The organism is Streptococcus sp. 79, from assembly GCF_013277425.1.
Classification (GTDB): domain Bacteria; phylum Bacillota; class Bacilli; order Lactobacillales; family Streptococcaceae; genus Streptococcus; species Streptococcus pseudopneumoniae.
Genome location: NZ_VMMW01000019.1, coordinates 1 through 22,604, shown reverse-complemented (window position 1 = coordinate 22,604; position 22,604 = coordinate 1). Strand labels below are relative to the sequence as shown.

Below are 22,604 nucleotides of genomic sequence, written 5' to 3'. Positions count from 1 at the left end.
AGGGGGGTGGAATTCAAATCCCCCTTTGAATTTATCAATAGAGACACAAATAATTTAGCTTTCTTATAAAAAAAGTAGTATCCTATGAAAGGAGTTATTATGGAAAAGCAACAACCTAGTAAAGCAGCCCTGCTGTCTATCATTCCTGGGTTAGGACAGATTTACAATAAACAAAAAGCCAAAGGTTTTATCTTCCTTGGTGTAACCATCGTATTTGTCCTTTACTTCCTAGCACTTGCAGCACCTGAATTGAGCAATCTCATCACTCTTGGTGACAAGCCCGGTCGTGATAATTCCCTCTTTATGCTGATTCGTGGTGCCTTCCATTTAATCTTTGTAGTCGTTTATGTACTCTTTTATTTCTCAAATATCAAAGATGCATATACGATTGCAAAACGCATTAACAATGGAATTCCAGTTCCACGTACCCTCAAAGACATGATCAAAGGGATTTATGAAAATGGTTTCCCTTATCTCTTGATTATTCCATCTTATGTTGCCATGACCTTCGCGATTATCTTCCCAGTTATCGTAACCTTGATGATCGCCTTTACCAACTATGACTTCCAACACTTACCACCAAACAAATTGTTGGACTGGGTTGGTTTGACAAACTTTAGTAATATCTGGAGTTTGAGTACCTTCCGTTCTGCCTTTGGTTCTGTTCTTTCTTGGACCATCATCTGGGCTTTGGCAGCCTCAACTTTACAGATTGTGATTGGTATCTTCACAGCTATCATTGCTAACCAACCATTTATCAAAGGAAAACGTATCTTTGGTGTTATTTTCCTTCTTCCTTGGGCTGTCCCAGCCTTCATCACTATCTTGACATTCTCAAACATGTTTAACGATAGTGTCGGAGCTATCAACACCCAAGTATTGCCAATCTTGGCTAAATTCCTTCCTTTCCTTGATGGCGCTCTTATTCCCTGGAAAACAGACCCAACTTGGACTAAGATTGCCTTGATTATGATGCAAGGTTGGCTTGGATTCCCATACATCTACGTTCTGACCTTGGGTATCTTGCAATCTATTCCTAACGACCTTTACGAAGCAGCTTATATTGACGGTGCCAATGCTTGGCAAAAATTCCGCAACATCACTTTCCCAATGATCTTAGCTGTTGCGGCACCTACTTTGATTAGCCAATACACCTTCAACTTTAACAACTTCTCTATCATGTACCTCTTCAACGCTGGAGGACCTGGTAGTGTCGGTGGTGGAGCTGGTTCAACCGATATCTTGATTTCATGGATTTACCGTTTGACAACAGGTACATCTCCTCAATACTCAATGGCGGCAGCTGTCACCTTGATTATCTCTATCATTGTCATCTCAATCTCTATGATCGCATTCAAGAAACTACACGCATTTGATATGGAGGACGTCTAAGATGAATAACTCAATTAAACTCAAACGTAGACTGACTCAAAGCCTTACATACCTTTACCTGATTGGTCTATCAATTGTCATTATCTATCCACTTTTGATTACCATTATGTCAGCCTTCAAGACTGGTAACGTAGTAGCCTTTAAACTAGACAGCAACGTCGACTTTAGTTTTGCTAACTTCCAAGGCCTCTTCACTGAAACCTTGTACGGTACTTGGTACCTCAACACCTTGATCATTGCCTTGATTACCATGGCTGTTCAAACAAGTATCATCGTACTTGCTGGTTATGCCTACAGCCGTTACAACTTCTTGGCTCGTAAACAAAGTTTGGTCTTCTTCTTGATCATCCAAATGGTGCCAACTATGGCCGCTTTGACAGCCTTCTTCGTTATGGCGCTTATGTTGAACGCCCTTAACCACAGCTGGTTCCTCATCTTCCTCTACGTTGGTGGTGGTATCCCGATGAATACTTGGCTCATGAAAGGCTACTTCGATACAGTGCCAATGTCTTTAGACGAATCTGCAAAACTAGACGGTGCAGGACACTTCCGCCGCTTCTGGCAAATTGTTCTTCCACTTGTTCGCCCAATGGTTGCCGTACAAGCTCTCTGGGCCTTCATGGGACCTTTCGGGGACTACATCCTCTCTAGTTTCTTGCTTCGTGAGAAAGAATACTTTACTGTTGCCGTGGGTCTCCAAACCTTCGTTAACAATGCGAAAAACATGAAGATTGCCTACTTCTCAGCAGGTGCTATCCTCATCGCCCTTCCAATCTGTATTCTCTTCTTCTTCCTACAAAAGAACTTTGTTTCAGGACTTACAAGTGGTGGCGACAAGGGATAATTTATCCCCGCCACCCTTTTTCATTTTATACTCTTCGAAAATCTCTTCAAACCACGTCAGCTTCCATCTGCAACCTCAAAGTTGTGCTTTGAGCAACCTGCGACTAGCTTCCTAGTTTGTACTTTGATTTTCATTGACTATTAGCGATTGTTACTGTAAGTAATGTCCTTACAACAAGCAATTTTTCTCCTAGACTTGAAATAAAGCGAATTTCTCTATATAATAATACTCATATATAAAACACCTTTTAGAAAGATACCTATGCTTCCATATCCATTTTCCTATTTTTCAAGTATTTGGGGATTTCGTAAGCCCCTGTCCAAACGTTTCGGGCTCAACTGGTTTCAACTACTCTTTACCAGTATCTTCCTTATCAGCTTGTCGATGGTACCCATTGCCATTCAAAACAGCTCACAGGAGACTTATCCGCTAGAAACCTTTATCGATAATGTCTATGAACCATTGACAGATAAGGTTGTCCAGGATCTCTCTGAACATGCTAGAATTGTCGATGGCACATTAATTTATACAGGAACAGCTAGTCAAGCGCCTTCTGTTGTGATTGGTCCAAGCCCAAGTAAGGAGTTACCTAAGGACTTGCAACTGCATTTCGATACAAATGAGCTAGTCATCAGCAAGGAAAGCAAGGAACTGACCCGCATCTCTTACCGAGCCATTCAGACTGAGAGTTTCAAAAGCAAAGACAGCTTGACCCAAGCAATTTCTAAAGACTGGTACCAACAAAATCGTGTCTATATCAGTCTCTTCCTAGTTCTCGGTGCCAGCTTCCTCTTTGGTTTGAATTTCTTTATCGTCTCTCTAGGAGCTAGTCTTCTCCTTTATATCACTAAGAAATCACGCCTCTTTTCATTTAGAACCTTTAAAGAGTGCTATCACTTTATCTTGAACTGTTTAGGATTGCCGACTCTGATTACACTTATTTTGGGATTATTTGGCCAAAATATGACAACCCTGATTACTGTACAAAATATTCTTTTTGTTCTGTATCTGGTCACTATCTTTTATAAAACACATTTCCGTGATCCAAATTACCATAAATAGGAGATTTTTATGCCCGTTACGATTAAAGACGTGGCCAAGGCTGCTGGTGTTTCGCCTTCAACCGTAACCCGTGTTATTCAAAATAAATCAACCATTAGCGACGAAACAAAAAAACGCGTTCGCAAGGCTATGAAGGAGCTCAATTACCACCCCAACCTCAACGCTCGTAGCTTGGTAAGCAGCTACACTCAGGTGATTGGTTTGGTTCTTCCTGATGACTCAGACGCCTTCTACCAGAATCCTTTCTTTCCATCGGTTCTACGTGGCATCTCTCAAGTCGCATCTGAAAACCACTATGCCATTCAGATAGCAACAGGAAAAGATGAAAAGGAGCGTCTCAACGCTATTTCACAAATGGTCTACGGCAAGCGTGTAGATGGGCTAATCTTTCTCTATGCCCAAGAAGAAGATCCCCTCGTCAAACTCGTAGCAGAAGAACAGTTCCCCTTCCTTATTTTAGGTAAATCTCTATCTCCTTTCATCCCACTTGTCGACAACGACAATGTTCAAGCTGGTTTTGATGCGACTGAATATTTCATCAAAAAAGGCTGCAAACGCATTGCCTTTATCGGAGGAAGTAAAAAGCTCTTCGTGACCAAAGACCGTTTAACAGGCTATGAACAGGCGCTTAAGCATTACAAACTGACCACTGACAACAATCGCATCTACTTTGCAGACGAGTTTCTGGAAGAAAAGGGCTATAAATTTAGCAAGCGATTATTCAAGCATGACCCACAAATCGATGCTATCATCACAACCGATAGTCTCCTAGCCGAAGGGGTCTGTGACTATATTGCTAAGTACCAACTGGATGTCCCTGTTCTCAGCTTTGACTCGGTCAATCCCAAGCTCAACTTGGCGGCCTATGTTGATATTAATAGCCTAGAACTTGGTCGTGTTTCTCTTGAAACTATCCTCCAGATTATCAACGATGCTAAAAGCAATAAGCAAATTTGTTATCGCCAGTTGATTGCCCACAAAATTATTGAAAAATAAAAACCAGCTCGAGCTGGTTTTTTAGTTACTAATTATCTGTTTCAACGAACCGTCCCAAAATATGAACATTCTCCGATACAGAGACAAAGGCGCCTGGATCCACCTGTTTCATAATCTGTTTAAATTCATTAAACTCTGCACGTGTAATGACAGTAATTAAAACTGCCTTTCTCTCGTGATTATAGGTTCCTTCTGCATCGTGGATCATGGTTGCGCCGCGGTGCAATTTTTTATGTATTTTTTCAATAACCTTGTCTGGATGATTGGTCACAATCATAGCCTGCATCCGTTTTTGCTTGGTAAAGACCGCATCTGTCACACGGCTAGAGACAAAGATGGTAATCATAGAGTAGAGGGCGTATTTCCAACCAAAGGTCAAACCGGCTATCAGCATGATAGTCCCATTTACCAAGAAAGAAATACTACCGACATTCTTACCCGTTTTCTTACGAATGGTCAAACTGACAATATCCGTCCCACCACTGGAGATATTGTTTCGAAGAGCAAAACCAATCCCCAAGCCCATGACAACACCACCAAAAAGGGCATTGATAATGGGATCCTCCGTCAAGGTCGCCACAGGGACAAACTGGATAAAGAAGGAACTCATGGATACCGTGATAAAGGTAAAGACGGTGAACTTATGGCCAATCTGATACCAAGCCAAGACCATCAAAGGAAAATTAATGGCGTAGAAGGTCAGTGAAATCGGAATGTGAAAACCAAACCAGTGATTACTCAAAGCAGAAATAATCTGTGCCAGACCTGTCGCACCACTCGAATACACATGTCCTGGTTGGAAAAAGAAATTGACCGCTACTGCTGATAAAAAACCATAGACCAGAGAGGCCGAAATCTTCTCATCATATTTTTCCCTAGAGATGCTTTGTAAGACACGTAAAATTTTTATCTGATGAGCAAAGCGGCGCAGATAATAGCGCCACCGCTTAATTCGTTTTGCTTGTTTCATCTTCTTCTACTTGTAAGCTGAGTTCCTCTAGTTGTTTGAGAGCTACTGTTGAAGGAGCTTGTGTCATTGGGTCAGTTGCCTTGTTGTTCTTAGGGAAGGCAATAACTTCACGGATATTTTCTTCTCCTGCAAGCAACATGACAAAACGGTCAAGCCCAAGAGCCAAACCACCGTGTGGTGGGAAACCATAGTCCATAGCTTCAAGAAGGAAACCAAACTGATCATTTGCTTCTTCAGATGAGAAACCAAGAGCCTTGAACATACGTTCTTGAAGGTCTTTTTGGTTGATACGAAGACTACCACCACCAAGTTCGTAACCGTTCAAGACGATATCGTAAGCAATAGCACGAACCTTAGCCAAATCGCCTTCTAATTCGTGAGCAGTCTCTTCCTGTGGAAGAGTAAATGGATGGTGGGCGCTCATGTAGCGGCCTTCTTCTTCAGACCATTCAAACATTGGCCAGTCAACCACCCAAAGGAAGTTAAATTTATCGTTATCAATCAAACCAAGCTCTTTGGCAATACGGCCACGAAGGGCACCGAGTGTTGCATTGGCCACTTCAAGCGCATCTGCCACAAAGAGAACCAAGTCCTTATCTTCAAGCGCAAGTGCTGCTGTCAATTCTGCTTGGATGCTAGTCAAGAACTTAGCAACTGGTCCGTTTAATTCTCCATCAACAACCTTGACCCAAGCAAGGCCTTTGGCACCATATTGTTTGGCTACTTCAGTCATCTTGTCGATGTCTTTACGTGAATAGTTGTCCGCAGCTCCTTTGACCACAATGGCTTTTACAGCAGGTGCTTCTGAAAAGACTTTAAAGTCTACACCTTTGACCACTTCTGTCAAGTCCTGAAGCAACATGTCAAAACGAGTATCTGGCTTGTCAGAACCATAGAGAGCCATAGCATCATCGTACTTCATACGAGGGAATGGAAGCGTCACTTCGATGCCTTTAGTTTCCTTCATCACGCGCGCAATCAAGCCTTCTGTGATATCTTGGATTTCTTGCTCAGTAAGGAAGGATGTTTCCAAGTCGACCTGAGTAAACTCAGGTTGACGATCTCCACGCAAGTCCTCATCACGGAAACATTTAACGATTTGGTAATAACGGTCAAATCCAGCATTCATCAAGAGCTGTTTCGTGATTTGTGGACTTTGAGGAAGCGCGTAAAAATGCCCTTTATTGACACGAGATGGTACCAAATAGTCACGCGCCCCTTCAGGCGTTGATTTAGAAAGGGATGGTGTCTCCACGTCGATAAACTCCAACTCATCCAAGTAGTTGCGGATAGAGTGGGTCACCTTAGCACGAAGTTTCAGATTTTCCAACATTTCTGGACGACGAAGGTCAAGGTAACGGTAACGCAAACGCGTATCGTCATTAGCCTCAATCCCATCCTTAATCTCAAATGGGGTTGTCTTAGCTGTATTAAGCACTGTCAGAGCTGTCACGTTTAACTCAACTGCACCAGTTGGTAACTTATCATTGGCTTGCTCACGCGCAGCGACCTGCCCAGTCACCTCGATAACAAATTCGCTACGAAGGCTTTCAGCTGTTGCCATAACCTCTGCAGATACTTTTTCAGGGTTGATAACCAACTGCATGATTCCTTCACGGTCACGAAGGTCGATAAAGATCAAACCACCAAGGTCACGACGACGGCCTACCCATCCTTTCAAGGTAATTTCTTGTCCGATGTGTTCCTCACGAACACGACCAGCATACATACTACGTTTCATTGTTTCTCTCCTCTTTTATTCTGTTACTATTTTACCATAAAAGCGCAGGCTCTTCATGAAAATCAGCAGAAAAGTTTGTCAGTCTTTAAAAATCAGGTAAAGTCCCTAAAAATTAGCGCCCATACAAAAAATCCGATGAAGTTCATCGGACTCTTTTATTTTGAATTGTTGCCTGCTTTACGCTTTTCAGCGATTTCGGCTGCCTTTCGAGGCAAGACAATTTCCGTTATGTAAGCCGTCCCAAAACGCAAGACACCTGCAATAGGGGCAAAGACAACTGCTAGATAGTTGTAGAAGAAATCGCCCTTAAAGGCATAAGCTAGCGCTCCAATGATGAAAAATAGAACGACTGCTTGAATCACTGCTAATAAAATTACTCGTTTCATGTGACCTCCTGACTCTATTATAGCATGAGTATCATCAAAAAGCCGATTAAATTATTCAAAGCGTGGAGAGAAATACTGTAGACCAGACCTTTTCTGCTAATATAAGCCAAGCCCAAACTAAAACCAAGGCTAAAATAGACAAAAAATTGTTGCACATCACCTGGGAAATGAATCAAGGTAAACAGAACACTAGATACCAGAAGAAAAATCAGAGTTTGTTTACTATTGTCCTGCTTAGGAAAGAGGTAGCGTGCTAACATCCCTCTAAAGATAAGTTCTTCCGTCAAAGGAGCAAAAATAACGACCGCAAAGAAGGAGAAGAGTGGTTGAGACAAGGTCAAGTCTGTCGCTATTTGCTGATTTACTGAAGGATCATTTGGCAAGAAAAACTGGACAACCAGAGATAAGAACCAAACCAAGGCAGGAAGCCAAATAAATCGGTTGAAGCCACTCTTCTCAATACGAACAGGAGCTTTCTGATACCATTTGTAAATACCGTACACATAAACTCCAGCCAAGGCCACATAGAGTAGGGTAACAGCATAGGGTGAAGCGCCTAAGGCAAGCGAAGTAGTCGCGAGCCCTTGAATGAAGCCATAGATGAATAAAAAGGATAGAATGGCTAGAAGAAACCAGCCAAGGTTTTTAAGTAGTTTCATAAAGTTCTCCTATTTGAAATAACGTTTTACCATAGGTAACTGCATCACATTGATATAAACATGGATTGCTCCTACAAGCAAGAAAGCTAGTAACTGAATCTCTCCTGTCAAGAAAGAAATGATAAAAAGAAAAATATATAAGGCTGGTAAGACATACTGATTTAATTGAAATAAAATCCGAAAACTCTGTTCCAAATTAGCCTTGCGCTCCCCTTCATCGTAAGAATCGAAATGCTCTAAGATATCCTTTGGTGTAGAGAAAAATGCCAAATCAAGCTGACGAACAATCGCAATGGTTTTAAAAAGATATTTTTGGCTGTATGAATACAGCACTAATTCCAAAAAGGAAAGGGAAAATGTTATACGACTTACATCGAGTACAATTACTTCGCTTCCTGAAATGAAGAGAGTCAATACAATCGCTACGGCTGTAATATTAAAAGTAATGTTTCCAAACTCAAGATTACGATACATTTGCACATAATAGGTTTCATTCAGATCATCATCCATTTCCTCTTGATACAAGGAGTGAAATTTTCTGCTTTTCTTTAAGAAATTGAACGTCAAAACAATGCCAACGAAACCTAATAGTAAACAAATAGCTGATATCCATGGTATCAAGATTTTTACATCTAACATAATTCCGTGGAATTCGGCACCAGCCTTCAACATATCTACAAACATGTACAAAAAAACTCCCAAGATAAAAGGAATTAAAAATAACAATCCATGCTTCTTTTTCATATTCATTCTCCTTATTTACTTGCTAGGTTTTTGGATTTCTTTTCAATCCAGTCAATTACTGGGATGAGTGCAAAGTAGGCCCAAATAAATTGGTCACTTTGATAGGGACTAAACCAGCCTAAGTCTATCCCAATCAATAGAAATATGCTGACTAATAGAGCTATGGCAACTACATAATAAATCACTTTAAACTTATTCATCACTCATCCTCCTCCAAGCGAAATACTGATTCGACTGTTTCGTTGAAAATCTGAGATATTTTCAGGGCAATGATAATGGACGGGGTGTATTCGTCCCGTTCTAGTAGGCTAATGGTCTGTCTGGAAACCCCAGCTAGCTTGGCTAGGTCGGTTTGATTGAGGCCATCGCGAGCACGAAGCTCTTTTAGACGATTTTTTAGTTGCATGTTACACACCTACTCTCCGTCAAATTCAACGGTTTGGATATCCTCAATACGTTGTAGTTTGAATTTTTCTTTTCCCGTATTATCTACACGTCGTAGCTTTACCCATTCCTCATCAACATCCACAACTTCCCAAAAATTTGTTCCAAATAGTTCTCCAATGATTGTTGGTTTCTTTCCAATCATTTCTTGCAATAATCTTGACATTTCTATATTTCCTTTCTCTTTTCTTTCGATTACCTTTAACCTCTTCTCTATCCGCTTGATTTTCTTAGATTGACTCATATAAATCAAGACGAGAAAAGGAAACAAAATCCATACCCACATGTGGCTCCCTCCTATTTCTTAACTTGCTTATATTGTAACACATCTTTTTCTTTTTGACAAGCATATTTGTCAAAAAGTTTATGATTTTTGTCATTTTGCAAAAGAAAAAGGTCAGGGGTAAAGTCCTGACCAGTTTTTCTACTATTAAAAGCCTAATTTTTCAAAGATTTCTGAGAAGTTTTGGCTGATTGTCTCAAGTGACACTTGCACTTCTTCTCGGGTTTGGTTGTTCTTGACCGTCACTTGTCCGCTTTCGACTTCACTCTCTCCTAGGGTGATAAGGGTCTTAGCCACAAAGACATCGGCTGACTTGAACTGAGCTTTTAGTTTACGATTGAGGTAATCACGCTCTGCTTTGAAACCTTGTTGGCGAAGAGCTTGTACCAACTCCAAGGCCTTGATATTTGCCCCTTCGCCCAAGACTGCTATATAGACATCTAGGGCGTTTTCGATAGGGAGGGCCACACCTTGCTTTTCAAGAATGAGAAGCAGACGCTCTACACCAAGTCCAAAACCAAAGCCAGCAGTTTCAGGGCCTCCAAAGTAAGAAACCAAACCATCGTAACGACCACCCGCACAGACTGTCAGGTCATTGCCCTCAATCTCTGTGATAAACTCGAAAATGGTGTGGTTGTAGTAGTCCAGACCACGCACCATATTGGTATCGATGATGTAGTCTACACCAAGATTCTCCAACATCTGACGCACAGCATCAAAGTGGGCTTGGCTTTCTTCATCAAGGAAGTCCAAGATAGACGGTGCATTCTCTACTGCCACCTTGTCTTCTTTTTCCTTAGAGTCCAAGACACGAAGAGGATTTTCCTCCAAACGACGTTGGCTATCCTTAGACAAGGTCTCCTTGAGCGGTGTCAAATAGTCAATCAAGGCTTGACGGTAAGCCGCACGGCTCTCAGGATTTCCAAGAGTGTTAAGATGTAATTTGACACCTTGGATACCGATTTCTTTCAAGAAGTGGGCTGCCATCGCAATCGTTTCCACATCGGTAGCTGGATTGCTAGAGCCAAAACACTCAACACCAATCTGATGGAACTGGCGCAAACGCCCTGCCTGTGGACGCTCATAGCGGAACATAGGGCCCATGTAGTAGAACTTACTTGGCTTTTGCACTTCTGGGGCAAAGAGTTTATTTTCCACATAGGAACGGACAACGGGCGCTGTTCCTTCTGGACGGAGGGTAATATGGCGGTCACCCTTGTCATAGAAATCGTACATTTCCTTAGTTACGATATCCGTTGTATCTCCGACAGAGCGACTGATAACCTCGTAATGCTCAAAAATAGGCGTGCGCACTTCTGCATAGTTATAGCGCTTGAAAATCTCACGGGCAAAGCCCTCAACGTACTGCCACTTGGCAGACTCAGCAGGTAAAATATCCTGCGTTCCTTTTGGTTTTTGTAATTTCATAGGGAATCCTCTTTAAACTTAATAGTCTTATTTTACCATAAATAGAGTGATTAAAACAGTGAGAAAAAATTAGGATTCAAATATCATTTTTGAGATTAAGCCCTGTCAAAAAAATAGCTATCAAGGAAAGACCAACAAATAGCATCCAAGTCAACTGTATATTCCATACGGCTACAAGTGAAAAACAGGCTGTTCCCACAGGTATGGATAAGGTAAACAATAAACCTAAAAAATTACTGGTACGAGCTAAAACCTCTGGAGCTAGATTTTTCATGAGCATGGCACTAATCTTTGGTTGAACTATACCAGACACATACAGAGTTAAAAAGAGAAATAGCAAACCAAGCACGACTTGATTGAATACGTTAGCCAGAGCAATTAGAGTGAGTCCTACGGTCGCCCACATCATCAATCTAGGCAGGGACTGCTTCCCAAAATAATCATTGCCCGTAAGGCTACTGATGATGACTGCTAACAAAGCACAGAATTGACTGATAAATAATGCCTCTGTGTAAGAAAAGTCCAAAAGAGAATGACTCAAAAAGAAGATATTATAAATTCCACCCAAAGCGCCACCCAAGGCATTGATAAGCAAGACAGCACAGAGCATAAAACCAAAGTTTTTCTGTCCACCTTTAAGAAAAACGAGACGTAAATTCCGATAAATCGTTAGGAACTGGTCTTTGATAGAAAGCTTCTCATTTTTTAGTGATTCACCATCAGGAGATGAAATTGACAGGCTCAATTTGCTTTTTCCTAAAAAGAGGATGACGGCTGATACGAGGAAGAAACAGGCATTGATTCCCGCAACGAGGGAAAAATTGTTAACCGATAGTCCTAAGAGCCAGACTCCAAAAGCTTGACCACCAATAGCTGAAATATAGGTGATGAACTGTGAAAAAGAATAAGCCTCCATCAAATCATTTTCAGCTACTTTTTCCTTAATAAGAGGCATGCGCAGGCCACCTGCAAAATCACTGATGACATCACTAATGACATTGATTAAACACAGGCTAGAAAATGCAAAGAGACTAGCTTGCTGAACAACTAGGGCTGCTAGAAAAAATAAAACCGCCTGAAACAAACCGCTATAGACCATCCATTTGACCTTGTCTCTCGTGTAATCTGCCCGAATCCCTACAAAAACTGTAAAGAGAGTCGGAAGAATCATGACAATATTCGCCATAGCAACAGCAAAAGAGGCTTGTGGCAAAGTCGATGCATAGACGATAAAGACCAGGTTGAAAATCGAAGCACCAAAAGCATTGAAGAAGCGTGACAAAGTCAAGAGTCGATAAGCTTGATTTCTAAACAATAATTTCATAGATAATCTCCCTTCTTGTTCAAAGTTTTATGTGAAGTATGACTATAGTATAGCACTTAGAAATTTTAGAGGAAAAACTTTGAATATATGCAACACACAAAATAAGCAAAAAAACGATAGAACTTTCTCGATGACCTGAGAGCAGTCAAAAGTTCTATCGCTTAAAATTTCAAATCATTCTCTTAGTTTGCAGATATTCAATAATCGGTCGTTTTTCTATAGTATTCGGCAGATTTATTACAGCCAAGCATCTCAAAAATACGGACAGCATCTTCCATCTTTTTCTGACCTTCCTTGACTCTGCCTTGCTTGCTATCAAGGAGACCTTCCGCCCATAAATAGACAATTCGGAAATAGGTTTCATTTTCCTTGTAGAAATGCTCTTCTATGACACGTTTAAAATAAGAGGCATTGGTAAATTCTTCACACTCAATACTAGCTAAAAAGCCATTCAATAGTATAGTATGAAAAAGGTTTCGATTGCCAGACATTTCCATTAGAAAATCAGATTTGCGGACCATTTCTCGCACATATCTAGTGAAAAGAGAAACAGATAGAAATGCTGAACTGACTGAAAATAAATTGAGTTCATAGATTCCCCAGATTTCGGTAGAAAACAAATAGTCATGAAGGACTTTCCCTTCCTCTGCCGTTAACTCTACCCTTTCATCCATACTCTTCATATAGGACTTAATAATAATGGCATTTAGAACATGTTTCTGTTTGTTTTGAGAATGGGCATGCTTTTGATACTCCTTGCGATACAAGTCCTCAAGCGGAGCTATATTCTTTGGATCCAAGACATCTATGATTTCTTTTCTCAACTCAGAATCTGTATCATACTGAAAACCTCTCGCCAGAAAGAGGATTTCCTCCACACTGGCAGATATGTTTTCTAGGGCAAATAAAAACTTTTCCACCGAAAGCTCACTCTGACCAGTTTCAAAGCGAGATAACATAGACGGCGAAAATTGTCCCCCAGTTGCTTGTCTCAGCGAGATATTTCTTGACTCTCGTAATTGTCTAAAGACTTTTCCAATCTGCTCCATAGGCTTCCCCTTGATTCAGTATTTTCTTCATTTTATCATATTTTTCAGAAAATTCATCAAAAACTTGCCAAATTGTCAGAATTATGAGAAAATAGAGGATATTTATCACGTGGAGGGACTGTAATGAGAGAGGATATCAAAATCAATGACCGTGCTTTGGCCTTGCAAGACCAAATTATCGAAAAACTAGAGAAGGTTTTTGATACAGATGTGGAATTGGATGTTTACAATCTAGGACTGATTTATGAAATCAATCTGGACGAAACGGGTCTCTGTAAGATTGTCATGACCTTCACCGACACTGCCTGCGATTGTGCCGAAAGCCTGCCTATCGAAATCGTCGCAGGTCTGAAACAAATCGAGGGTATCGAAGATGTCAAGGTTGAAGTTACCTGGTCGCCTGCTTGGAAAATCACACGAATCAGTCGCTACGGCCGTATTGCCCTTGGACTGCCACCTCGTTAAGCAGGCAAATCACTTTTGAAGATGAAAAAAAGCAAGCCGAAGTTGGCTTGCTTTTTGATACTCAATGAAAATCAAAGAGCAAACTAGGAAACTAGCCGCAGGTTGCTCAAAACAGTGTTTTGAGGTTGTAGATAGAACTGACGAAGTCAGTAACCATACCTACAGCAAGGCGACGTTGACGTGGTTTGAAGAGATTTTCGAAGAGTGTGAGTTTATTTTTTACCTGACTTGTCCATATTCCAGAAGTCTGTCACGGCTCCGCGTGAAGCAGATGATACGATGTGGGCATATTTACCGAGGACACCACGACTGTAAAGTGGTGGCAAGGTTGTTTCTGCCTTGCGTTTTTCAAGTTCTTCTTCGGATACGGCCATAGATATTTCTTTGGTATCTTGATCAACCGTAACGATATCGCCTGTACGAAGGTAAGCGATTGGTCCACCATCCTGAGCTTCAGGAGCGATATGTCCAACAACCAGACCATAAGTACCACCAGAGAAACGGCCGTCTGTCAAGAGGGCAACCTTGTCTCCCTGACCTTTACCAACAATCATTGATGAAAGTGAGAGCATCTCAGGCATACCAGGACCACCCTTAGGTCCAACGAAACGAACAACGACTACATCGCCATCAACGATTTCATCTGTCAGAACGGCCTGAATCGCATCTTCTTCTGAGTCAAAGACTTTAGCTGGACCAACGTGACGACGCACTTTCACACCTGATACCTTGGCAACCGCACCGTCAGGGGCAAGATTTCCGTTCAAGATGATAAGCGGACCATCCGCACGTTTTGGATTTTCAAGTGGCATGATAACTTTTTGACCTGGTGTGAGGTCTGCAAAGTCAGCTAAGTTCTCAGCGACAGTCTTACCAGTACATGTGATACGGTCTCCGTGAAGGAAGCCATTTGCCAACAAGTACTTCATAACCGCTGGGACACCACCGACTTCATATAGGTCTTGGAAGACATACTGACCAGAAGGTTTCAAGTCAGCCAAGTGAGGCACACGCTCTTGAATCGTATTGAAGTCCTCAAGTGACAAGTCAACATTGGCAGCATGGGCAATGGCAAGCAAGTGAAGAGTGGCGTTTGTAGAACCACCGAGAGCCATCGTCACAGTGATGGCATCTTCAAAGGCTTCACGAGTCAAGATATCTGATGGTTTGAGACCAAGCTCCAACATCTTAACAACAGCACGTCCTGCTGCTTCGATATCTTCTTTCTTATCAGCTGATTCAGCTGGGTGAGATGAAGAACCTGGCAAACTCATACCCAAAACTTCGATAGCAGTCGCCATGGTATTAGCAGTATACATACCACCACAGCCACCAGGGCCAGGGCAGGCATTACATTCAAGACGTTTCACGTCCTCAGCTGTCATGTCACCGTGGTTCCATTTTCCGATACCCTCAAAGACAGAAACCAAGTCAATGTCTTTGCCATCAAGATTTCCCGGTGCAATCGTTCCACCATAAGCAAAGACTGCAGGGATATCCATATTGGCAATGGCAATCATAGATCCAGGCATGTTCTTGTCACAGCCACCGATAGCGACGAAGGCATCCACGTTGTGACCACTCATAGCCGCCTCGATGGAGTCCGCGATGATGTCACGAGATGTTAGAGAGAAACGCATACCAGGCGTTCCCATAGCGATCCCGTCTGCTACGGTAATAGTTCCAAACTGTACAGGCCAAGCGCCTGCAGATTTGACACCTTCTTTAGCCAGTTTCCCGAAATCATGCAAGTGAATGTTACATGGTGTATTTTCCGCCCAAGTCGAAATCACTCCCACAATCGGTGTTTCAAAGTCCTTATCTGTCATACCAGTCGCACGAAGCATAGCACGGTTTGGTGATTTTACCATACTGTCATAAATGCTACTGCGGTGACGTTTATCTAATTCAGTCATTTGTTCCCTCCCATTTCAGTTTTTACTATTATAGCACATTTTAAAGGCAATGAACAGAAGAAAATTCTTGAATTTTCAGAAAATTCTATATACATATGAAATATTTAAAACTAAAAACAACAAAGCGGATTAGGGCACTTTCTGATGACCAGAATATGCTTTTTAATCCGCTTTCTTTAAATAACGTACTGTAATTGTTACAAAAATTCTTTCAGAACAGTGTATTTAACATCTATCTTGCATTATAAAACTCTAGAACTTTCTCTTTTATATTCGATTCACTCAAACCATATTCATTAAGAAGATAATCCACTTTCCCTACTTGACCGAATCTTTCTTGAACACCCATCCGATGAATTTTTGTTATTCCATCATCAGAGAATAATTCACATAAAGCACTGCCAATTCCACCTATCTGATTGTGGTTTTCTACAGTAAATATAGTTTTTCCACTTAACATTGTTTTTATCTGTTCTGGTATCGGTTTGATTCTAAATAAATCTATCACACCTACTGAATAACCTAATTTAGACAGTTCATCTGCAACTCGAATACTTGGAGCAACCATTATGCCAGAAGCAACTATTACAAGATTTTCCCCGTGTCTTAACTCAATGTAGCCTTTAGAAAAATCTTCTCCACCTTGATAGACAGCCTCTGGAGCTTTTCTAATTGTTCGAATATATTTTAGTCCTTTTAAGTCTAATGTCTGGTTCAAGATTTCACGAAATTGGATATCATCAGTTGCTTCGAAAATGATCGATTTAGGAATTAAACGTAACAATCCAATTTCTTCAAATGGCATATGTGTCCCACCATTCATTTCCGCAGTTACTCCTGCATCTGATCCAATAACAGTGGCATCCAATTGTGCGTATCCAAGAGAAATAAATAATTGATCAAATACTCTTCGTGAAGCAAAAGGGCCAAATGTATGAAGATAAGGTCTAAACCCCTGAATAGACAAGCCTGCTGCAAGGCCGACCATTTCTGCTTCCATAATCCCAACATTCACATAACGGTCTCCAAAGTCCTTTTCAAGATTATTAGTAGCCATCGAACTTGACAAATCGGCTTCTAAGACTACTATATCAGAATAACTTTGATTAGCCTCTAAAAGGAAGTCTCTATATACATGCCGTAATTCTTTCGTACTTCTCATCATTCTGTTTCCTCCAATTCCTGACTTAATCTTTCTACAACTGAAGTTAACATTTGTTTCTCCTCTACAGTAGGGCGAAGATGATGATTGGATTTCATTTCTTCCAGCTCTTGAACCCCTTGACCTTTAATAGTATCTAATACAATGCACTTAGGGGATGAATTATTTGACTGTTTTAATTGGACAATCCCTTCATAAATTTCTCTAATATCTGAACCCTTGACCCTAATGGATTCAAATCCAAATGCTGAAAATTTTTCTACGAAATCACCTGGATTACAAATATCCTTTGTAAAACCATCTAATTGTTTTTTGTTATCATCAACAAATACAATTAAGTTGGATAACTGTTGCTGAGAAGCAAACTGTATAGCCTCCCAACATTGTCCTTCATTTAACTCACCATCTCCAACAATAGCATAAGTATAAAAGGGACTCTTTCTTATTCTCTGACCATATGCAAGTCCAGTTGCAACACTAATTCCTTGTCCTAAAGAGCCCGTTGTCATATCTATGCCTGGCGTTAGATTTCTATCAGGATGAGACGGTAATTTGGTTCCATTTGTATTTAAAGAATATAAGAATTCTTTGTCAAAGAAACCATTCAAATAGAGTGTACTGTATAGAGCTGGTCCTCCGTGACCTTTTGATAATATGAAATAATCTCTATCTCGTGCTGCAAATATTTCTGGAGTCATTGGCATTATTTCACCATAAAGCACTGCTAGAACTTCTACGATAGACAGACTTCCTCCGTAATGTCCGAATCCAAGATGATTCAATGTTCTAAGAGTATTTAATCGGATGTTAGTCGCAAATTTTCTTAACTCATCTTCTCTATTTTCACTTAAAATCATCCCTTACTCCTCCTTTGCAGATGGCTTTTTAATAAAGGATACTCCAAACATAACTGCTAGAATAAGAACAAGACCAATGACAATGCCTGCTTGTGAACCAAATTGATTTAACATTCCTAAAATAATTCCTGATAGACCAAAATCTGCATCTGAGAAAGTTGATCCTTGGAAACCAAGTCCTCCCAAAACTGGCATTAAAAAGACTGGAAGAAAACTGATTAAAATACCTTGTAAAAATGCTCCAATAGTGGCTCCACGAACACCACCAGATGCATTCCCAATGACACCTGCAGTCGCTCCACAGAAGAAATGAGGCACAACGCCTGGTAAGATAACAACCGTTCCTGAAGCAATCATAATTGCCATACTTACTAAACCACCAATAAAACTAGAGATAAATCCAATTAGAACTGCATTGGGTGCATAAGTATAAACAATCGGACAATCCAAAGCAGGTTTTGAATTAGGTACAAGACGCTCTGAAATACCTTTAAAGGCTGGAACAATTTCACCCAAAATAAGGCGAACACCTGCTAAAATAACAAATACCCCTGCTGCAAATTGACCTGCTAATTGTAAAGCATAAACTAGACCACTTGTACCACTACTGATTTCTTTTTCTATATATTCTGACCCTGCAAAGATAGCTACAATAATGTAAATAACTGCCATGGATAAAGTAATACTAACAGTGCTATCACGTAAAAAAGCTAAACTCTTTGGAAATTTAATGTCCTCTGTTGATTTTGATTTGTCACCGATAAGGCTACCAGTAAAACCACTCAACCAATATCCCAAAGAACTGAAATGACCTAAAGCCACCTTGTCATTTCCAGTTAATTGAACCATATATTTTTGCACAAATGCTGGGGAAATACTCATAATAATACCGAGTGCTAATCCTCCTAGTAAGATAAGAGGCAAGCTAGTAAAGCCAGCAACTGATAAAATGACCGCAATCATACATGCCATATATAGAGTGTGGTGCCCTGTTAAAAAAATATATTTAAATCGAGTAAAACGAGCGATTAAGATATTGAACACCATGCCTGCAAACATAATCATTGCAGTAGCTGAGCCATATGTTGTTAAAGCTACAGCTACAATTGCTTCATTATTCGGCACAACGCCAGATAAATGAAAAGCATGCTCAAACATGGTACCAAATGGATTCAAAGAATTTTGTACAATTCCTGCACCACCAGATACAACTAAGAAACCAACAAAGGTCTTAATTCCACCTTTAATAATATCAGGTAATTTCTTCTTCTGAAGAACTAATCCTAAAATTGCAATTAAAGCTACTAAAATAGCTGGTGTACTAACAATATCCAATATGAACTTCATCATGACGCTAGCCTCCTATATAAGTCCTTTTTCTTCACAAATTTTAGTAATTAATTCTCGTAATTCATCCATATCAATAATACTATTTAAGATACGAACATCTCCAAGATGACTAGCTGAATCAGCTAGATCACGACCAACAATCCAAATATCAGCTACATTTGGATCTGCTCCACCTAAATCATAATGTTCAACTTCTACATCCGAAACATTCAAATCACTCAATACAGATTCAATATTCATCTGTACCATAAAACTTGAACCTAATCCTGAACCACAAGCTGTACCAATTTTTAACATTATCTAATCCTCCTGTTTAATTATCATTTTAATGTCATCATAGTTTTTTGATGATATTAAAGTTTGAACATGATTTTTATCTCTTAAAATTGTTGTTAAATGTGACAAAGCCTTTAAATGACTCTCATTATCAATGGCTGCAATACAAATCAACAATCTTACCTCTTGTTCTGGATTATCCAATAAATAAATCGGTTCTTCCAAAACTAACATTGACATTCCTATTTCATTCACACCTTCATCTGGCCGAGCGTGAGGAATTGCTACTCCCTTCCCTAAATTAATAAAAGGTCCAAACTCTTCTACTTTTTGAATCATTGCCTCAGGGTAGTTCTCCGTTATCTTATCTTGATCCAAAAGCGGTTTAGCTGCTAAACGAATCGCCTCCTTCCATCCTAATTTTTGCGAACTAACCTGATAGGTTTCTTTGGTAATAAGTTGTTCTAGCACTGGTACAATTTCCTTTCTATCATTTTTTTGATAAAGATAATTCTTTAACGCCAATCTTAATTCCAATTCTTGTGTAATAATTCCATATCTTTTGACAATATTCAGGATTTGTTCAATCTCAAAATCTCCATACTCTAAATTCGGAAAATCTTTTAACACTAGTTCTACTAGTTGTATTGCTTGCTCTTCAGTCATCATAACCGAAACTAGATAATTTGGCTTTTCTGTCTCCACCTTTATGGTAGAAAAAACCATATCATAGTCACTACTAGCTTTCACCTGTAAATCATCAATCTTTGAGGTTCCTATAAACTCAATTTGAGGAAATAATGCTAATAGATTCTCTTTTAACATCAATGAAGAACTAACACCATTAGGACAAATGATTGCTGCTTTATACCATTTTTGAGGCAAAGTATCTGCTTTCTTTAAATAACCTCCGAAATGGATAACAAAATATGCTGTTTCACTATCAGGTATGGGATTGTCAATAGCGTCCATCAAGGGCATCAAAGAATCTTTGACTAATTCAAATAAATCAGGATAATGTTCTTTAACATGCAATACATATTCATTTGAACTAGGTAGGCCGAACTTTAGTCTATAGTAAGCCGGTATAAGGTGGCGGCGAAGATTTTCTCTCAATCCTTCCCTTTGTTTAAAATGTAACAAAGAAATATCTTCCATTCTACTTATAATAGCCTCTGTTAATTGATTAAAGTAAACCGGAGCAACATCTACTTCACCTTCAAAGCAACTTGATAATAAAACTGTGATATAGCGATAATCATCCTCAGAAAACACCGTATCTATAATTCCCAAATCAACCACTGTATCCAATAAAATAGTGGTTATATCTTGAATAACAGGAGATACTAATGTCTCTGAAAGACATACTCTTTCAACATCCCTTTGATACCTACACAGAATGAATACTAAACCGAAAAGGCAAACTTTTAATTGATTAACAATAGGTACTAGCTGTAGCTTCTCATAATAATCTTTAACTACCTGATTTATCAAATCATAAGTTAATGAATACCCCCAACTGGATAAAACATAATCCAAACCCCAAATCCCTATGGAGGATTCCAGCAACTCACTAACCATTTGAAAAGCTAAGCGGTGCTTATTCCACTCTGAACCGTGTAAAGTATAACCTTTTGCTCTACTGTACCCTAGCTCCAAATCATTATCTAACATAATCTTTCTTAATGATTGAATATCAGATAAGGTTGTATTCTTACTTACTTTCAAAAAGTCTTGGTAATGATTATTCGATATAAAATCTAATCGGCAAAAAGTGTAAAGATAGATTAAAGCTAAGCGAGTCGACTTTGGTAAAACCAATTCATCCGACTTAATAATATCTGTCAAAGACTGCTTCGTACGATTTGATAAACTATAGCGACCTTGTTTTTTATCCAGCACTATCCCTTTATTAGCTAGATAAGGCACTAAATAATCTATTCCTTCTTTGACTTCCTTTATAGGTAAGCTCACCTTAACAGATAATTCATATAATGATAGCTCACAATGATCCATCAAAGTCATCAAAATAACTAGTGCTCTATAATCAAACATTTCTCTTCCTTTCTAACTACAATTATAGTGTAAAAATTATAAGAATAAAAGAGTATTTGAGCACAATATAATCTCACCTTTTAAAAGAAATTATTGGGCTGAAAGTTTTTAGTGATTATTTTTCAACTTTCTATTGACGTTATAAATTAAAGCGATATCATTTAGATAACAATTAATAGGAATGGTTGAAATGGCACTAGAACGGCTCAATGAAGGGGAATTGGTAGAGCTTGACAAAGAGCGAAAAGCTGCCATGGTTTCAAATCTCCTTGTCGTTCTTTGTGGCAATCATGATGCACAACCAATTGTCAACACAGGAAGTCTTTACTAAAGATGGCTGAAGCTAAAAAAAAGCAGATCCCCCTTCGACTCTCAACAAAGTTATACGCTGCACTCGCATCATGGGCAGAAGATAACTTCCGATCAGTCAATGGGCAAATCGAGTATCTCCTCACAGAATGTGTCAAGCAACGGAAAAAAGACGGAAAATACGTATCAGAAACCATTGACGAACCATTTGAGATTGATATTTAACACCTTCTCCTGTCTGCTAGGTCTGACAGGAGAATTTTTTCATCTTTTTTTGTCAAGTAACTTTACTTTACAAAAAAAATGTGTTATTCTAGTATGGTTGATGAAAATCAGTAGATTGAATCGAATATAAATACCTAAAGGAGAAATCAAAATGGCAGTACCTGCACGTCGCACTTCAAAAGCGAAGAAAAACAAACGTCGTACACACTACAAAGTAACAGCTCCATCTGTAAACTTTGACGAAACTACTGGAGATTACTCACGTTCTCACCGTGTATCACTTAAAGGATACTACAAAGGACGTAAAATCGCTAAAGCTGCATCAGCTGAATAATAGAAGGGAGATACCATGCGCGTAAATATTACACTTGAACACAAAGAATCTGGTGAACGCTTGTACCTTACTTCTAAAAACAAACGTAACACTCCAGACCGTCTTCAATTGAAGAAATACTCACCAAAACTTCGCAAACACGTTGTGTTTACAGAAGTTAAGTAAGCATTCAATACGAATCAATACAGAAAAAAAACGCTTAATCAGCGTTTTTTCTTTTTGTTAATTATCTTATATTTCAATTCAGACTCTATTTATCCTACAATCTTTTTTTGTAAAGCTGATTTGAATCAGGTAATTTTAGCACGTTACTACACTCTACTGCACTCTACT

26 protein-coding genes are annotated in these 22,604 nt (G+C 39.6%); 9 read left to right on the top strand and 17 right to left on the bottom strand.

What is annotated here, in order from left to right:
• The first annotated feature begins 99 nt into the window (after positions 1-99).
• From HT729_RS04635 to HT729_RS04620, 4 genes are all read left to right on the top strand, one after another.
• The gene (locus tag HT729_RS04635; protein WP_000414964.1) at positions 100-1,392 is read left to right on the top strand and encodes a sugar ABC transporter permease; all 1,293 of its coding nucleotides are present in this window, start codon (positions 100-102) and stop codon (positions 1,390-1,392) included.
• Position 1,393: 1 nt separating this feature from the next.
• Positions 1,394-2,236, top strand: coding sequence for a sugar ABC transporter permease (locus tag HT729_RS04630; protein ID WP_001065638.1), 843 nt, complete (start codon positions 1,394-1,396; stop codon positions 2,234-2,236).
• 261 nt (positions 2,237-2,497) lie between these two features.
• Positions 2,498-3,298 carry a DUF1189 domain-containing protein gene (locus tag HT729_RS04625; protein ID WP_172931729.1) on the top strand — a complete coding sequence of 267 codons (801 nt, stop codon included), beginning with the start codon at positions 2,498-2,500 and terminating at the stop codon, positions 3,296-3,298.
• A 9-nt stretch (positions 3,299-3,307) separates the two neighbouring features.
• A complete protein-coding gene (locus HT729_RS04620) occupies positions 3,308-4,294 on the top strand; it encodes a LacI family DNA-binding transcriptional regulator (RefSeq protein ID WP_172931728.1) in 987 nt (328 codons plus the stop codon).
• A gap of 28 nt (positions 4,295-4,322) precedes the next feature.
• Here the strand turns inward: HT729_RS04620 and HT729_RS04615 are convergent, their stop codons facing one another.
• The 11 genes from HT729_RS04615 to rgg form a co-directional block, all read right to left on the bottom strand.
• Entirely contained in the window at positions 4,323-5,264 is a 942-nt protein-coding gene (locus HT729_RS04615) for a YitT family protein (RefSeq protein WP_049492645.1), read from the bottom strand.
• On the bottom strand, positions 5,242-7,005 hold the full coding sequence (aspS, locus tag HT729_RS04610) for an aspartate--tRNA ligase (protein WP_172931727.1): 1,764 nt from the start codon (positions 7,003-7,005) through the stop codon (positions 5,242-5,244). Before aspS ends, HT729_RS04615 begins: the two co-directional genes overlap by 23 nt.
• 155 nt (positions 7,006-7,160) lie before the next feature.
• Positions 7,161-7,391 carry a hypothetical protein gene (locus HT729_RS04605; RefSeq protein WP_000832181.1) on the bottom strand — a complete coding sequence of 77 codons (231 nt, stop codon included), beginning with the start codon at positions 7,389-7,391 and terminating at the stop codon, positions 7,161-7,163.
• 17 nt (positions 7,392-7,408) lie between these two features.
• Positions 7,409-8,050 carry a type II CAAX endopeptidase family protein gene (locus HT729_RS04600; RefSeq protein ID WP_172931726.1) on the bottom strand — a complete coding sequence of 214 codons (642 nt, stop codon included), beginning with the start codon at positions 8,048-8,050 and terminating at the stop codon, positions 7,409-7,411.
• A gap of 9 nt (positions 8,051-8,059) precedes the next feature.
• The gene (locus tag HT729_RS04595) at positions 8,060-8,794 is read right to left on the bottom strand and encodes a DUF3169 family protein (RefSeq protein WP_345890462.1); all 735 of its coding nucleotides are present in this window, start codon (positions 8,792-8,794) and stop codon (positions 8,060-8,062) included.
• Positions 8,795-8,805: 11 nt separating this feature from the next.
• Positions 8,806-8,994 (bottom strand): hypothetical protein, encoded by a 189-nt coding sequence (locus HT729_RS04590; RefSeq protein ID WP_172931724.1) that lies wholly within the window; start codon positions 8,992-8,994, stop codon positions 8,806-8,808.
• Positions 8,994-9,200 (bottom strand): helix-turn-helix transcriptional regulator, encoded by a 207-nt coding sequence (locus HT729_RS04585; RefSeq protein ID WP_001176227.1) that lies wholly within the window; start codon positions 9,198-9,200, stop codon positions 8,994-8,996. The genes HT729_RS04590 and HT729_RS04585 overlap by 1 nt, the downstream gene beginning before the upstream one ends.
• A gap of 9 nt (positions 9,201-9,209) precedes the next feature.
• Entirely contained in the window at positions 9,210-9,524 is a 315-nt protein-coding gene (locus tag HT729_RS04580; RefSeq protein WP_172931277.1) for a hypothetical protein, read from the bottom strand.
• Between the two features lie 144 nt (positions 9,525-9,668).
• The gene (hisS, locus tag HT729_RS04575; RefSeq protein WP_172931723.1) at positions 9,669-10,949 is read right to left on the bottom strand and encodes a histidine--tRNA ligase; all 1,281 of its coding nucleotides are present in this window, start codon (positions 10,947-10,949) and stop codon (positions 9,669-9,671) included.
• Positions 10,950-11,025: 76 nt separating this feature from the next.
• On the bottom strand, positions 11,026-12,273 hold the full coding sequence (locus HT729_RS04570) for an MFS transporter (protein WP_172931722.1): 1,248 nt from the start codon (positions 12,271-12,273) through the stop codon (positions 11,026-11,028).
• A gap of 197 nt (positions 12,274-12,470) precedes the next feature.
• The gene (gene rgg / locus HT729_RS04565) at positions 12,471-13,322 is read right to left on the bottom strand and encodes a quorum-sensing system transcriptional regulator Rgg (protein WP_138701010.1); all 852 of its coding nucleotides are present in this window, start codon (positions 13,320-13,322) and stop codon (positions 12,471-12,473) included.
• Positions 13,323-13,445: 123 nt separating this feature from the next.
• Between rgg and HT729_RS04560 the strand changes: the two genes are divergently transcribed.
• A complete protein-coding gene (locus HT729_RS04560) occupies positions 13,446-13,787 on the top strand; it encodes a metal-sulfur cluster assembly factor (RefSeq protein ID WP_001206380.1) in 342 nt (113 codons plus the stop codon).
• A 212-nt stretch (positions 13,788-13,999) separates the two neighbouring features.
• Here HT729_RS04560 and ilvD read toward each other — a convergent pair whose 3' ends face one another.
• From ilvD to HT729_RS04530, 6 genes are all read right to left on the bottom strand, one after another.
• Positions 14,000-15,703, bottom strand: a complete 1,704-nt coding sequence (gene ilvD / locus HT729_RS04555; RefSeq protein WP_000137354.1) for a dihydroxy-acid dehydratase — start codon at positions 15,701-15,703, stop codon at positions 14,000-14,002.
• 232 nt (positions 15,704-15,935) lie between these two features.
• Entirely contained in the window at positions 15,936-16,868 is a 933-nt protein-coding gene (locus HT729_RS04550; protein WP_138699167.1) for a transketolase family protein, read from the bottom strand.
• Complete coding sequence (locus tag HT729_RS04545) at positions 16,865-17,722, bottom strand: transketolase (RefSeq protein WP_000603571.1); 858 nt, start codon at positions 17,720-17,722, stop codon at positions 16,865-16,867. The genes HT729_RS04550 and HT729_RS04545 overlap by 4 nt, the downstream gene beginning before the upstream one ends.
• A 3-nt stretch (positions 17,723-17,725) precedes the next feature.
• Positions 17,726-19,072 carry a PTS ascorbate transporter subunit IIC gene (locus HT729_RS04540; RefSeq protein ID WP_000975292.1) on the bottom strand — a complete coding sequence of 449 codons (1,347 nt, stop codon included), beginning with the start codon at positions 19,070-19,072 and terminating at the stop codon, positions 17,726-17,728.
• 12 nt (positions 19,073-19,084) lie between these two features.
• On the bottom strand, positions 19,085-19,369 hold the full coding sequence (locus tag HT729_RS04535) for a PTS sugar transporter subunit IIB (RefSeq protein WP_000912478.1): 285 nt from the start codon (positions 19,367-19,369) through the stop codon (positions 19,085-19,087).
• A gap of 3 nt (positions 19,370-19,372) precedes the next feature.
• On the bottom strand, positions 19,373-21,403 hold the full coding sequence (locus HT729_RS04530) for a BglG family transcription antiterminator (protein ID WP_000460924.1): 2,031 nt from the start codon (positions 21,401-21,403) through the stop codon (positions 19,373-19,375).
• Positions 21,404-21,593: 190 nt separating this feature from the next.
• Between HT729_RS04530 and HT729_RS04525 the strand changes: the two genes are divergently transcribed.
• From HT729_RS04525 to rpmG, 4 genes are all read left to right on the top strand, one after another.
• Positions 21,594-21,734, top strand: coding sequence for a hypothetical protein (locus HT729_RS04525; protein WP_001162849.1), 141 nt, complete (start codon positions 21,594-21,596; stop codon positions 21,732-21,734).
• 2 nt (positions 21,735-21,736) lie between these two features.
• On the top strand, positions 21,737-21,937 hold the full coding sequence (locus HT729_RS04520; RefSeq protein WP_000796545.1) for a PTS ascorbate transporter subunit IIC: 201 nt from the start codon (positions 21,737-21,739) through the stop codon (positions 21,935-21,937).
• Positions 21,938-22,088: 151 nt separating this feature from the next.
• On the top strand, positions 22,089-22,271 hold the full coding sequence (gene rpmF, locus HT729_RS04515; protein ID WP_000290417.1) for a 50S ribosomal protein L32: 183 nt from the start codon (positions 22,089-22,091) through the stop codon (positions 22,269-22,271).
• A 15-nt stretch (positions 22,272-22,286) separates the two neighbouring features.
• On the top strand, positions 22,287-22,436 hold the full coding sequence (rpmG, locus tag HT729_RS04510; RefSeq protein WP_001265622.1) for a 50S ribosomal protein L33: 150 nt from the start codon (positions 22,287-22,289) through the stop codon (positions 22,434-22,436).
• Positions 22,437-22,604 lie beyond the last annotated feature (168 nt).